The organism is Pseudomonas sp. GL_091 (assembly GCF_057837725.1).
Genome location: NZ_CM174451.1, coordinates 5356216 through 5369793, shown reverse-complemented (window position 1 = coordinate 5369793; position 13578 = coordinate 5356216). Strand labels below are relative to the sequence as shown.

The window sequence follows — 13578 nt, the reverse complement described above, 5'->3', positions numbered from 1 at the left end:
GAATTGTGTTGCAGCCATCGCGAGCAGGCTCGCTCCCACATTGGAATGCGATCCCCTGTGGGAGCGAGCCTGCTCGCGATGGGGGCGACTCGGTCCTTGGGTTAACCGAAGCGGTAAATGTCCATGCCCAGCGCACCCATGGTGAACCCTTGGTGAGCAACGCTGAACTGCCCCCCGGCAGCGCGGGCAAAGTACAACGGCAACAAGTGCTCATCACTCGGATGATTGCGTACAGCGTTTGGCGCCTGCGCGCGATAGTCGTGCAGCGCGGCTTCGTCATTCGCTGCGAGTTTCTCGATCATCCAGTCGCGAAATGCCTGGGCCCAGGGCTCAACGCTCTCGGGGCCGGCATGCCAGTCCAGTTCCCGCAGGTTGTGGGTGATGCTGCCGGAGCCGATCAGCAGGACGCCATGCTCGCGCAGGCTGGCCAGCGCGTGGCCAACACGGGTCTGCAGGGCGGGACCGCCACGGGTGGGCAGCGAAACCTGGACAATCGGGATGTCTGCTTGCGGGTACATCAGCGATAAAGGCACCCAGACGCCATGGTCGAAAGGCCGATTGCTGTCGATACGAGCAGCAAAGCCAGCGGTTTTCAATACCTCGGCAACCTCTGCGGCGAGTCGTGGATCGCCGGGAGCCGGGTACTGGACCTCAAACAGCGCTTTGGGGAAGCCGCCGAAGTCATGCCAGGTTTCCGGTTGTGGATTGCCGCTGACCAATAGCTCATTGCTTTCCCAGTGCGCAGACACAATCACGATGGCTTTTGGCTTCGGTATTTCGGCAGCCAGGCGGGCGAGTGCCGGCCCGCTGGCACCGGGTTCCAGGGCGAGCATGGGGGAGCCGTGGGATATGTACAGGCTGGGGAACATGAATGAGCTCCTGAGAGTTAAGATGCAACATCTTCAGTCAGATCATTAATCTAAATCTAATATAAGTTTTAGGGTGTTTTGATCGAATTTTCGGGGTTAATTATGCAGCCTGAGTTTTGGCACAAGAAATGGGCGGCGAACCAGATCGGCTTTCACCTGCCGCAGGTGAACCCTCATCTGAAGCGGTTCTGGCCAGCGTTAAGCCTTGAAGACGGTGCGCGCGTGTTGGTGCCGTTATGTGGAAAAAGCCTGGATTTGCTATGGCTCGCCCATCAAGGCCATGAGGTCCTGGGAGTCGAACTGTCGGAAAAAGCCGTCGAGGAGTTTTTCAGCGAACATGGCTTTGATCCGGCCGTCAGCGAGCAGGGGCCGTTCAAGGTTTATCGGGCAGGTTCCATTGAACTGTGGTGCGGCGATTTCTTCGAGCTGACGGCAGGCGATGTGGCTGATTGTTCTGCACTTTATGATCGCGCGGCGTTGATCGCGCTGCCGGCGGAAATGCGAGAGCGCTACGCTGCCCATTTGAAGCGGATACTGCCGAGGGAGTCCCATGGCCTGGTGATTACCCTGGACTATGACCAGGCGCAAATGCCCGGCCCACCGTTTGCTGTACTCGATGATGAGGTGCGGCGGTTGTTCGGGGACTCATGGGTGCTGAAGATCCTGGAAGATCAGGATGTGTTGAGCGAGAGTGGGAAGTTTCTGGAGGCAGGTGTCACGCGGCTGGAGGAGCGGGTGTATCGGGTTTCCAGTCGGTAGGAACGGTTAGCTGCACTGGCCCCTTCGCGAGCAAGTCGAATCGTCGCACCGCCGCTCCCACATTTGACCGCGATCCCCTGTGGGAGCGGGCTTGCCCGTGAAGAGGCCCTGAAAAACACCGAAACATTCCAGCAGACAAAAAAGGCCCGCATCGCTGCGGGCCTTTTACTTTGCTGTGGAGTGTATTAGCCCCGACGACGAGCCAGAGCGTCGATACGCTCTTCCAGCGGCGGGTGGCTCATGAACATGCGAGCGAACCCTTGCTTGATGCCACCGTTGATACCGAAGGCGTTCAGGGTATCGGGCATGTGCACCGGCAGCCCTTGTTCCGCCCGCAGGCGTTGCAGGGCGCCAATCATTGCGGCGGTACCGGCCAGGTTTGCGCCGGCTTCGTCGGCACGGAACTCGCGCTTGCGCGAGAACCACATGACGATGGCGCTGGCCAGGATGCCCAGAACCAGTTCGGCGAAGATGGTCGCTACGTAGTAGGCAATGCCTTGGCCTTCTTCGTTCTTGAAGATCACCTTGTCGACGAAATTGCCGATGATCCGTGCGAAGAACATCACGAAGGTGTTCACCACGCCCTGGATCAGCGCCAGGGTAACCATGTCGCCATTGGCTACGTGGCCGATTTCGTGGGCCAGGACGGCTTTCACTTCATCCGGCGAGAAGCGCTCGAGCAACCCCTGGCTGACTGCGACCAATGCGTCGTTCTTGTTCCAGCCGGTGGCGAAGGCGTTCGCCTCGTAGGCCGGGAAGATACCGACTTCGGGCATCTTGATCCCGGCTTCGCGGGACAGTTGCTCGACGGTTTGCAGCAGCCATTGCTCGTGGCGGGTGCGTGGCTGGGTGATGATCTGGGTGCTGGTGCTCATCTTCGCCATCCACTTGGAGATGAACAGCGAGAACAGCGAACCGGCGAAACCAAAGACCGCACAGAAAATCAGCAGCTGATTGAGGTTGAGGTCAACCCCATTGGCCGCCATGAACCCGTTGAAGCCGAAAAGGCTCAGGGTGATGCTGGCAATCAGCACGACCGCCAGGTTAGTGGCCAAGAACAGCAGGATGCGCATCATGGTTGTAGAAATCTCCTCATACTAAAGATGTAGCGTACTGCGGGGTATATAAGGTGCTGCACCGGGGTATTCAACCGGGTGACTATTTCAAACTGTGTCCTACGGCAACAGTCTAGCTGCTTGCAGGGCATTTCCGACGAGTATGCGGGAAGAGTTTGTCAGTCAATTCATGTCGCAGGCCCCCGCCTTTGTTAGGCGCGAGCAGGCAAGGCGCTATCCGGCAACGGGCAAAGGGGCTGCCAGTCGCGGAGTGCAAACAAATGTTGCCGGATCAATCACCGTGCGACGTGCAGGAGCGTCGCACGGTGACTGGCCGCTTACTGGCGGTAGGACTTGAGGAAGCCGCCGATGCGTCCGATGGCCATCTCCAGGTCATCGACACGGGGCAGGGTCACGACGCGGAAGTGGTCTGGCCATGGCCAGTTGAATGCGGTGCCTTGAACCACCAGCAACTTCTCGGAGAGCAGCAGGTCGAGAACGAACTTTTCGTCGTTATGGATCGGGCAGACCTTGGGGTCGATCCGCGGGAACGCATACAGCGCCCCCATCGGTTTGACGCAGCTCACGCCCGGAATGTCGTTGAGCAACTCCCAGGTGCGATTGCGTTGCTCCAGCAGGCGGCCCTGCGGCAGCACCAGGTCATTAATGCTTTGATAGCCACCGAGGGCGGTCTGGATCGCATGCTGGCTCGGCACGTTGGCGCACAGGCGCATGTTCGCCAGCATGTCGATGCCTTCGATGTAGCTCTGGGCGTGGTGTTTCGGGCCGGAAATGGCGATCCAGCCGGAACGGAAGCCGGCCACGCGATAGGACTTGGACAGACCGTTGAAGGTCAGGCACAGCAGGTCCGGCGCCAGGGAGGCGGTGCAGATGTGCACGGCGTCGTCGTAGAGGATCTTGTCGTAGATCTCGTCGGAGAACACCACCAGATTGTGCTGGCGGGCCAGTTCCAGCATGCCCAGCAGCACTTCCTTGGAATACACCGCGCCAGTCGGGTTGTTCGGGTTGATGATCACCAGTGCCTTGGTGTTCGGGGTGATCTTGGCCTTGATGTCGGCCAGGTCTGGCCACCAGTTGGCTTGCTCGTCGCACAGGTAATGCACCGGATTGCCGCCGGACAGGCTCACGGCTGCGGTCCACAACGGATAGTCCGGCGCCGGCACCAGCACTTCGTCGCCATTGTTGAGCAGGGCCTGCATCGACATCACGATCAGTTCGGAAACGCCGTTGCCCAGGTAGATGTCTTCAATGCCGACGCCTTCTACCTGCTTTTGCTGGTAATACTGCATCACGGCCTTGCGCGCACTGAACAGACCCTTGGAGTCGCTATAGCCCTGGGCGGTCGGCAGGTTGCGGATCACGTCCTGGAGGATTTCATCCGGTGCTTCGAACCCAAAAGGCGCCGGGTTGCCGATGTTCAGCTTGAGGATGCGATGGCCTTCCTCTTCCAGGCGTTTGGCGTGCTTGAGCACCGGGCCGCGAATGTCGTAGCAGACGTTGGCGAGCTTGTTCGATTTGCTGACCTGCATGGCGATGTGTTCCCGAAAATGAACGATCCAGACGGCGTTTGGGCAACCGTGCTGGGAATCCTGCGTATTCACACAGGCCTGACGCCTTGAGATGCAGCACCCATATTTCCGTTTGAATGCGCGTGGTCTGGCTGCCAGACTGGCGTTTGACGAGGCGCAATCATACGTGCCGCCCGATCCGTGGAAAAGGTACAGATCGGGCTTTTTCAGCCGCTGAGGTGTGATCATGGAAAAGTTGGAAAAAACCCTGGAAGAATGGAAGGCGATGCTCGATCCAGAGCAGTACAACGTGTGCCGCCTCAAAGGCACCGAACGTCCGTTTTCCGGCAAATACAACGCCACCAAGACCGACGGTGTCTACCACTGCATCTGCTGTAACGAGCCGCTGTTCGACTCCAGGACCAAGTTCGATTCCGGCTGCGGCTGGCCGAGTTTCTATGCGCCGATCGGCGACAGCGCCATGACCGAAATCCGTGATGCCAGCCACGGCATGATCCGCACCGAAGTGGTCTGCGCCAAATGCGACGCGCATCTGGGGCATGTATTCCCTGATGGTCCGCCGCCGACGGGCCTGCGTTATTGCATCAATTCGGTGTGCCTGGACCTGGTACCGCGCGAGTAAGTCCCCGAAGCGATCCGATGATCGCTTTCCCGATATTTAAATTGCACACAATTCAATTGCTCGCTATTTTGTTATCTCTGCCATTCACTTGGAACCTCAAACATGAGCGACAACCTGCTGAGCATCCCTTGCACCACCATCAAGGGTGAGCAAAAGACCCTGGCGGATTTCGCCGGCAAAGCCGTGCTGGTGGTCAACACGGCCAGCAAATGCGGTTTCACTCCGCAGTACAAAGGCCTGGAAGAGCTGTGGCAGACCTACAAGGACCAGGGCCTGGTGGTGCTCGGTTTTCCCTGCAACCAGTTCGGCAAGCAAGAACCGGGCAACGAAGGGGCGATCTCCGAATTCTGCGAGCTGAACTTCGGTGTCAGCTTCCCGCTGTTCAAAAAGATCGACGTCAATGGTGCCGACGCCCATCCGTTGTTCGTGCAATTGAAAAAGCGCGCACCGGGGGTGCTGGGTTCCCAGGGCATCAAGTGGAATTTCACCAAGTTCCTGATTGGCAAGGACGGGCAACTGGTCAAGCGCTTCGCCCCGGCGACCAAGCCGCAGGACCTGACCCGCGAGATCGAAGCCCTGCTCAAATGAACACCTTGTCAGTCGATTCCCTGAAGCTCGACAGCCAGCTGTGTTTCAAGCTGTACGCGGCTTCCCGGGCGGTGATTCGCGCCTACAAGCCAATGCTCGATCAGTTGGGCCTGACTTACCCTCAGTACCTGGCGATGCTGGTGTTGTGGGAGTGGCAGGAAGCGGCCCCGGAGCAACCGACCGTCAAGGCATTGGGCGAGCGTTTGGCCCTGGATTCCGGCACGCTGACACCCTTGCTCAAGCGCCTCGAACAACTGCAACTGGTGCAACGTCAGCGTTCAGCGCGCGATGAGCGTGAAGTGCATCTGAGCCTGTCGTCGGCCGGCATGGCCTTGCGCGATCAGGTCGGGCCACTCAAGGCGCGCCTGTTGTGCGACAGCGGGGTCGATCTGAATCGTCTCAACGACTTGCGCGATGGCCTCGATCACCTGTTGGGGCAGATCAAGGCACTGTCGTAGCGGGGATCCACAAATCCAGCAGGGCGGCCAGTTCTTCCCGCCGGAAGGGTTTGGCCAGGTAGTCGCTCATGCCTGCGGCACGACAGCGTTCGCGCTCCTCTGACATGGCGTTGGCCGTCAGGGCGACGATGGGCAGTTGAGGCCAGCGTCCGCTGCGGCGGATTTGCCGGCTGGCTTCATAGCCGTCCATCACCGGCATGTTGCAGTCCATCAGCACCAGGTCGAAACTCCGTTGCTCGAGTTGATCCAGGGCCTCTCCACCATGAGCCGCGGTGGTGACCTCGCAGCCCAGTTTGCCGAGCATGCCCTTGGCCACCAACTGGTTGACCGGATTATCTTCCACCAGCAGCACGCGCCCGCGGCGTTGCGGGCATTGCGTGTCGAGTCGGGCCTCGTTGATCGGGTGGGTTTGCGGTTGCAGGATCCGCCGCAACGTCTGAAGCAGCGTATTGCGGGCCAAAGGGCGGGCCTGTTGTTGCAAGGGGGCGAGGGCGTTGGCCTCTTCGCTGGGCATGAAATTGCCATAAGCGGTGATCAGCAGGATCGGTGCGCTGAGGGTGGGGCGCAAATTGAACAGGCATTCGGGGCAGTCGGTGATGAGTACGTCGGCTGCCAGGCCAAGCAGTGGGTCATCCATGGAGCGCCGTTCATAGTTCAGCCCCCAACCAGGCAACAGGCTGTTCAACAGTTCGCCTAGCCCGCTACTGGCGGCCGTGATGGCGATGACTTTGCCCTTGAGCAAAACAGCAGGCATTGCACGGGTATGGCTGGGCAATGGCAAATCCGCGCAGAACTGGCTGCCAAAACCCGGCTCGGAGCTGATCGTCAGGCGCCCTTGCATGGCTTCGCAAAGGTTGTAGGTCAGGGCCAGGCCCAGCCCGGTGCCGCCAAACTGGCGGGTAATACCGGCACCGGCCTGGGTGAAGGGCTGCAAGATCTTGACCTGGGCATCCTGGGGGATGCCGATGCCGGTGTCGCACACTTCGATTCTGACGCCGTCGCCGAACGTCGACAGGCGCACGTCGACCCGCCCGAAACGGGTGAATTTGAGGGCGTTGGACAGCAGATTACTGACGATCTGCCGCACCCGGGTCGGGTCACCGAGCACCAGTGCCGGGAAATGCGGATCGATCAGGCAGGTCAGTTCGACGCTGGGGGCGGCGTTCTGCGACAACAGGTTGGCGGTGTCTTCGATCAGCGAACCGAGGTCGAAGGGGATGTGTTCGAGTTCGAGTTGGCCGGCATCGAACTTCGACAAATCGAGAATATCGTTGAGCAGTTCCACCAGCACTTTGCCCGAGTCATGGGCGATCGACAGTTGCTGCTGTTGTTCGGCATTCAGCGGCCCGTCGAGGGACAACGCGATCATCCCGAGCAAGCCATTGAGGGGGGTGCGGATTTCATGGCTCATGTTGGCCAGAAACACCGAGCGGGCTTCGGCCATGTCGAGGGCGGTACTGCGGGCGGCTTCCAGTTCCTCATTGGATTGGCTCAGCCGGGCATTGATCGCCTTGAGTTCGGCAGTGCGGGCCGAGACGATGTTTTCCAGTTGGCCGAGGTACTCGGTCAGGCGGTTTTCCGCGTTGCGCCGCTGCTGGATTTCGGTGGTGATGTTCTTGAATTGCTGGTTGGCAACTTTGACCAGCACGCCGATCTCATCGTTGGCGTGCCCGGCGGGACACTCCAGTGAGGTCGGCTCGGTGCTGCTCGGGTCGCGACCGCTGAGTTCACGGATGACCCGCACCAGGGGTTTGGTCAGCATCACATAGAACAGTGCCAGCAGGATGCCGGACAGCAGCAGGCTGCGGGCGAACCCATTGAGCAGGGTCACTTCGGCCCGGCGCAGGAACCGGTCGCCGAAGGCGTAAGTGTCGACGTTCAGCCGCAGCGTACCCAGGGATTCGTTGGGTAAATGATCCAGGTAAAGTCGGTCTTCGAACTGTCGATTGGCGCCGAACAGGAAGTCACTGAGCATCCGGTAACCATTTTCCACACCGGGTCGCTTGACGTTGGCCAGCACAATGCCGTTGTTGTCAGTCAGTTTCGCGCCAATGATCGCCGGTGAACGCAGCAGGCCCAGGGTCAGTTCCTTGGCGAGTTCGGCGTCGATGTTGTAGGCGATTCGCGAGGCCGGGTTGTGGCTGATTTCCAGTAATGAAAGGATTTCACGATTGATGGAGGCGTCTTCACTGGCATAATCGATGCCTATTTGCAGCAGGCTGAGCAGCGTGCCCAGAATGAAACCAACCAGCACGGTAAGCCGGGCTTGCTTGAATGACAGCCGGTTGGTGAATTTGATATCCATGGGGGGGTGAACCACTTCTGTTTCCTTTCGCTGCTCAAGCATAGCCGATCATGCCTGCCTACTGATGCTCTCGCGAGGCCTGTACTGCGGGGGGCAGCCGCTTGTGTGACGCTGTGTTTCGTCGCTGTATCACCATCATTACTGTGAACGTGCCCGAGGAGAAGTCGTGGATTCCCGATTGAATGCTTTTCTTGAACGCGCCGATGCCGTTCTGGCCCGCATCGAGCCGTTGCTGCCGGCACCGCGGCCAGCCATCGACTGGACGCAAAGCCTGGCCGCGCGCTGGCAGCGTGAGTCGCGCGGTGGTTATCTGATGCCGCTGGAGGTCAGCCTCGACATGCGTTTGTCGGACCTCATCGGCGTCGACCGGCAAGTCGAGCAGCTTGGGCGCAATACCCAGCAGTTCCTCGACGGCATGCCGGCCAACCACGCCTTGCTCTGGGGCTCGCGCGGCACCGGCAAGTCATCGCTGGTGCGCGCCTTGTTGGCCGAGCACGCCCAAGCCGGTTTGCGCCTGATCGAAATTGAGCGTGATCACCTGGCAGACCTGCCGCGAGTGGTCGAACAGATCGGCAAGCTGCCCCAGCGTTTCGTGCTGTTTTGCGACGACCTCTCGTTCGAGTCGGGCGAGGGTGATTACCGAGTGCTCAAAAGCGTCCTTGATGGCTCGCTGGAACAGGCACCGGACAACGTTTTGCTGTACGCCACCTCCAACCGTCGCCACCTGGTGCCGGAAAAGGAAAGCGACAACGAAAACTGGAAACGGGTCGACGGCGAACTGCATCCGAGCGAGGCGGTGGAAGACAAGATCGCGCTGTCGGACCGCTTCGGCCTGTGGCTGTCATTCTATCCGTTTACCCAGGAACATTTCCTCAACGTCGTCGAGCACTGGATCGGCCAGTTGGCCGGCAAGGCCGGACTGGCGTGGCAGCGCAGCGAAGAGCTGGACATTCTGGCGGTACGCTGGGCCACCGGCCGAGGCAATCGCAATGGGCGTTGCGCCTATCAATTTGCCCGTTATTGGGTCGGGCTGAAGCTGTTGGAGCACAAGGCATGATCGATTTACAAAAAAGCGGCCAGGGCCTCGAAGGCTACGGCATGCTGCACGCGCAGCTGGAATCATTGCTGGCGGACGAGCGGGATTTCATCGCCAATGCCGCACAGTTCTCGGCGTTTCTGTTCAACCAACTCGATGACTTGAATTGGGCCGGTTTCTACCTCAACCGCAATGAAGAGCTGGTGCTGGGCCCGTTTCAGGGGCAGATCGCTTGCGTGCGAATTCCGTTCGGCCGCGGCGTATGCGGGACGGCGGCAGCCACCTTGCAGACCCAGCTAGTCGAAGATGTGCATGCGTTCCCTGGTCACATTGCCTGTGACAGCGCCTCGAACAGCGAACTGGTGGTGCCGCTGGTCAAGGACGGCCGATTGATCGGAGTGCTCGACCTCGACAGTCCGAAGCTCGCCCGCTTCACTGCGCAGGACCAGGCCGGAATCGAACAGCTGGCGGCGATTTTCCTGCGCCTGACTGACTGCTGATCAAGACGCCAGGCCGGCGTTGGCCAGCAAGCCCGATGTGGTGCAGCGGGCGTTAGGGTGAAACAGGTGTAAACCTATTTCAGGACTAGACACGTCACCACCCAGGGCAATGGCCTGCCAGTAGCTGATCCAGACATCGCGCTTGCGGGTTTCTCCATGACGGTCAACACCCTGCTGAGGGTCCAAGCATAGTTAAGGCTCTTTCATTTTGCCTTCGTCGTAATGCTCGATCTGACGTAGTAACGCGCCCTCCAACTCAAGCATGGCGCGCTCCATGGATTTGCAACATCCGGCTATTTTTTTGCGATCGAAATCCTCATGACAGGCTGCTTCGAGCGCCTCGCAGCAGTTGATCAAGCGGGAGGCCTGCACTATCCGGGCCGCGCCCTTGATTTTGTGGGCAATGTCCTGCAACGCCTGCGTATCCCCGGAGCTGGATAGTGGCAGCAGTGTTTGCAGATCCTGGCGATTGCTACTCACCAACTCGTTGAGCAGTCGCCGGTTCAACATCGGGTTGCCTCCGGTCATCAGTTTCAACCCGTGCAGGCTGAACGCCGGGGTTGCATGGGTGGGTTCAATGCCTTCCACCCATTGACTCAAGGCACCGAGGCTGAGGGGTTTGAACAGGCAGTCGTCCATTCCGGCCTGTTTGCAGCGTTGTATTTCTTCCGGTTGGGCGTTGGCGGTAAAGCCGAAAACGGTGCAGGGGGGACGATGGTTTTGTCGTTCATGCTGGCGAATGGCACGGGCCAGCTCGTAACCGTTCATGACCGGCATGTTGCAATCGGCGATCACCAGATCAAACGGTTGGTCTTTCCATGCCTGAAATCCCTCCTGTCCATCGGCCGCGACGGTAAATCGATGTCCAAGAAACTCCAGTTGCTGGCACGTGAGCAAACGATTGGCCGAGTGATCGTCGACTACCAGAACATTCAATGGGGTTGTGGCGACGACGATTTGCGCCTCCGCCACCTGGGCTGACTGTTGCAGCGGCAACGATTCCAGCTGCAGCAACACCTCCACCTGAGTGCCGACGCCCGGCTCGCTGCGCAATTGCAGACTGCCGCCCATCATCTCGCAGAGGTTGTGGCTGATTACCAGTCCCAGCCCTGCGCCCCCCCTGGCCGATTGTATGGCGTTGTCGGCCTGAGCGAAGGGTTCGAACAGGCGTTGTTGATCCTGTTCGCTGATCCCGATACCACTGTCGTGAACCTGCACCCGCATTTGTACGCGCTCATGTTGCGTTGCCGGGTGCAGGTCGACAATGACCCGGACCTGGCCTTGCTCGGTAAACTTGATGGCATTGCTGACCAGATTGGACAGCACTTGCTTGAAGCGCAATGGGTCCAGCAACACATCGAAGGTCGGGTTGGCCGATGAAAACTCCAGCACCAGCTCGAGTTCTTTCTGTCGGGCCAGGCCTTCGAAAATCCGCACGACCGAGGCCACAAGTTCACCCGGATTAACGCGCTCCGGGCTCAGGCTCAAGCGTCCTGATTCGATTCTGGCAATGTCGAGAATATCGCCGATCAGTTCCAGCAAGCCTTTCGCCGAGTTGTACGCGACATCGATGGCCGGACGCTCCGGGTGCTGATGATCAAGACGCTTGAGTGCCAGTTCAAGCATGCCAATGATTGCATTCATCGGTGTGCGGATCTCATGGCTCATCGTGGCCAGAAACGTGCTTTTGGCCCGATTGGCGTTATCGGCGCGCTCTTTCGCGCAACGCAGATCATCGAGCAGTTGCCGCCGTTCGCTGATGTCGATCCAGCCACCGATAATGCCTTGCACTTTTGCGCTGGAATCCCGATAGGGAAGAATCCAGTGATAGATCGTCAGCCGCCGGCCACCAATGTGCAGCTCGCGATCGACAATCAACGGTCTGCCCTCGGCCACCACACGCTGGTAGTCAGCCTGGTACTCCCGGGCTTCGAACACATTGCTCATCGATCCCTGCATGACGCTTTTGCCAATGACATCTTCACGCCTGGCGCAGAACGCTTGCAGGTAACTGTCGTTGCAACTTTGCAGCAGCCCCTGGCGATCACGTACGTAGATCGGATGGGGCGTGCCATTGACCAGCGATCGCATGAACTCGAACTGATCGTTCAACGCACGCTCGGCGGCCTTGCGCTGCTTGATCTGGCGTCGCATGTAGTCGTTCCACGCAATGGAAATCAGCAATAGCACGCCTGCACCGATGACAATTTGGTAGAACAGCCTTTGATAGTTGCGCCAGGTACTTTGCGAGGACGCCGAATAGCCGCGCCAGCGACTGTTGATGATGCCCAGTTCCTCCGGCGAGATGCTCAATAACGCTTTGTCGAGAATCGCATTCAGCTCTTTGGCGCCCCGAGCGGTGGCAAGGGAAAACGCCGCCTGCTCGGTGCCAATGGTGGTGCTGATTTGCAATGTGTGCTCGAACAGCCGCGAGGAAATGAAGTAATTGGCAATGACCAGTGAGTTCACCGCGCCCTCGGCCTGGCCTTCGGCGAGTGACTCTACGGCGCTGAATGTATCCGGGGTTTCGATCAACTTGATCCGGGGAAACTCTTTGCGCAGGTAGTCCATGAGTGGATTGCCGCGGGCAATGGCCAGACGCTTGTCCTGTAACTGCGCAAGGTTGGTTGGGCTGTCGGCGGCTTTGCGGGTCAGCAGGACGTAGGAATTTTCCAGAAAGGGGCGGGTAAAGTTCAGTTGGGTTTGACGTTGGGCGCTGGGAAGCAACGCTGCGATCACATCGGCCTTGTTGTCCTTGATCTGTTTGATCATTTCGTCATCGCTTCGACTGCGCCGGATGTCAAAGCGCAAGCCGGTGCGCAGCCTGATCAGCTCAAGCAAATCCGCGGTGACCCCGCGAAAGTTGCCATTGCTATCGAAAAACGTCAGTGGCGCAAAGGCTTCGTTGACGACGACGCGCACAATCGGGTGGTGTGCCAGCCAGCGTTCTTCCCGGTCAGTGAGTTGCAGCTTTTGATCGGTCAGCAGAATGTCGCTACCGGCACTCCAGCGTTTGGCGATGTTTTCTCGTTCACTGGAAGGGATGGCCGTGATCATCGCGTTGATGATGCCGAGCAGTTCGGGGTTGTTCCTGTTAACGGCGAAGCTGAAACCATAGGCTTCATGTTTGCCGAAGTTGGCCATGCGGATGTTGTTCAAGTACCCCTTGTTGATCATGTAGTGAGTTGAAATGGTGTCACCGAGAAACACGTCCGCCTGATCGAAAGCAACGGCATTGATCGCATTCTGGTAGGACGGATAGGACGTGATGATCGCCTTCGGGTACAACGCCCTGACTTCCGCCAGCGGCAAGTAGTGATACACCATGCTCAGGCGCAATCCGGCCAAGCCATTGGTGAGGGATCGGGTTTCCCCTTCGCGGGTCACCAATACGGGTTGGTCGACGGCATAGGGTATGGACAGTGCAATGTCGGCATTGCCAGCTTCGAATCCATTGGCGGTGCCAAGCAGATCGACTTCGCCGTTCTTCAGCGCAGCGATCGCGGCCCCTCGGGAATCGAAACGCTGAACCGTGACGGGCAAACCGGTTACTTTTCCCAGGAGACCAGCGTAATCGGCGGTAAACCCTTCATAGTCCTGACCACTGGTGGTCAGGTCGAAAGGAGGATAGTCCGGGGCCGACGTACCGAGCCTTAGTTGATTTTTATGTTTTAGCCATTGTCGCTGGGACTCATCCAGCCGAGCCTCCAGTGCCCCGGCCTTCGAGCGGCTGAGCAGCGTGTAGTGTTCATTGCCCAGTGCCCCGAACAACGAGGTGCTCACGCATAGACCTGCGGTCACTTGAATCAGATAGACCTTCAAACGGCTGGGCATCG

At 59.0% G+C, this 13578-nt stretch carries 12 protein-coding genes; 6 read left to right on the top strand and 6 right to left on the bottom strand.

From position 1 onward, the window contains the following. Positions 1-101 precede the first annotated feature (101 nt). Entirely contained in the window at positions 102-869 is a 768-nt protein-coding gene (locus AC3ITY_RS24335) for a DODA-type extradiol aromatic ring-opening family dioxygenase (protein WP_489305480.1), read from the bottom strand. Between the two features lie 102 nt (positions 870-971). On the opposite strand from AC3ITY_RS24335, the gene AC3ITY_RS24330 reads away from it, so the two are divergent. Then, positions 972-1628: a thiopurine S-methyltransferase gene (locus tag AC3ITY_RS24330; RefSeq protein WP_489305478.1), complete on the top strand. Its 657-nt coding sequence runs from the start codon at positions 972-974 to the stop codon at positions 1626-1628. A 185-nt stretch (positions 1629-1813) separates the two neighbouring features. Here AC3ITY_RS24330 and htpX read toward each other — a convergent pair whose 3' ends face one another. Together htpX and AC3ITY_RS24320 are read right to left on the bottom strand one after the other, a co-directional pair. Further along, the gene (htpX, locus tag AC3ITY_RS24325; protein WP_007973520.1) at positions 1814-2704 is read right to left on the bottom strand and encodes a protease HtpX; all 891 of its coding nucleotides are present in this window, start codon (positions 2702-2704) and stop codon (positions 1814-1816) included. A 317-nt stretch (positions 2705-3021) separates the two neighbouring features. Further along, a complete protein-coding gene (locus AC3ITY_RS24320; RefSeq protein ID WP_007973513.1) occupies positions 3022-4233 on the bottom strand; it encodes a pyridoxal phosphate-dependent aminotransferase in 1212 nt (403 codons plus the stop codon). 226 nt (positions 4234-4459) lie between these two features. On the opposite strand from AC3ITY_RS24320, the gene msrB reads away from it, so the two are divergent. The 3 genes from msrB to AC3ITY_RS24305 all read left to right on the top strand — a co-directional run bounded on the left by msrB (position 4460) and on the right by AC3ITY_RS24305 (position 5901). After that, on the top strand, positions 4460-4855 hold the full coding sequence (msrB, locus tag AC3ITY_RS24315) for a peptide-methionine (R)-S-oxide reductase MsrB (protein ID WP_223456290.1): 396 nt from the start codon (positions 4460-4462) through the stop codon (positions 4853-4855). A 102-nt stretch (positions 4856-4957) separates the two neighbouring features. Next, positions 4958-5443 carry a glutathione peroxidase gene (locus AC3ITY_RS24310; protein WP_056727098.1) on the top strand — a complete coding sequence of 162 codons (486 nt, stop codon included), beginning with the start codon at positions 4958-4960 and terminating at the stop codon, positions 5441-5443. Then, positions 5440-5901 carry a MarR family winged helix-turn-helix transcriptional regulator gene (locus AC3ITY_RS24305; protein ID WP_489305476.1) on the top strand — a complete coding sequence of 154 codons (462 nt, stop codon included), beginning with the start codon at positions 5440-5442 and terminating at the stop codon, positions 5899-5901. Before AC3ITY_RS24310 ends, AC3ITY_RS24305 begins: the two co-directional genes overlap by 4 nt. Here AC3ITY_RS24305 and AC3ITY_RS24300 read toward each other — a convergent pair. Continuing rightward, positions 5885-8248, bottom strand: coding sequence for a hybrid sensor histidine kinase/response regulator (locus AC3ITY_RS24300; RefSeq protein WP_489305475.1), 2364 nt, complete (start codon positions 8246-8248; stop codon positions 5885-5887). The two genes, AC3ITY_RS24305 and AC3ITY_RS24300, sit on opposite strands and share 17 nt — an antisense overlap. Before the next feature lie 124 nt (positions 8249-8372). Between AC3ITY_RS24300 and AC3ITY_RS24295 the strand changes: the two genes are divergently transcribed. Together AC3ITY_RS24295 and AC3ITY_RS24290 are read left to right on the top strand one after the other, a co-directional pair. Continuing rightward, positions 8373-9263, top strand: coding sequence for an ATP-binding protein (locus AC3ITY_RS24295; RefSeq protein WP_489305474.1), 891 nt, complete (start codon positions 8373-8375; stop codon positions 9261-9263). Then, positions 9260-9742: a GAF domain-containing protein gene (locus tag AC3ITY_RS24290; protein ID WP_008002666.1), complete on the top strand. Its 483-nt coding sequence runs from the start codon at positions 9260-9262 to the stop codon at positions 9740-9742. Before AC3ITY_RS24295 ends, AC3ITY_RS24290 begins: the two co-directional genes overlap by 4 nt. Here AC3ITY_RS24290 and AC3ITY_RS24285 read toward each other — a convergent pair whose 3' ends face one another. Both AC3ITY_RS24285 and AC3ITY_RS24280 read right to left on the bottom strand, forming a co-directional pair. Further along, entirely contained in the window at positions 9743-9928 is a 186-nt protein-coding gene (locus AC3ITY_RS24285) for a hypothetical protein (protein WP_489305472.1), read from the bottom strand. Between the two features lie 6 nt (positions 9929-9934). Next, on the bottom strand, positions 9935-13576 hold the full coding sequence (locus tag AC3ITY_RS24280; RefSeq protein WP_489305470.1) for a transporter substrate-binding domain-containing protein: 3642 nt from the start codon (positions 13574-13576) through the stop codon (positions 9935-9937). Between the last annotated feature and the right edge of the window lie 2 nt (positions 13577-13578).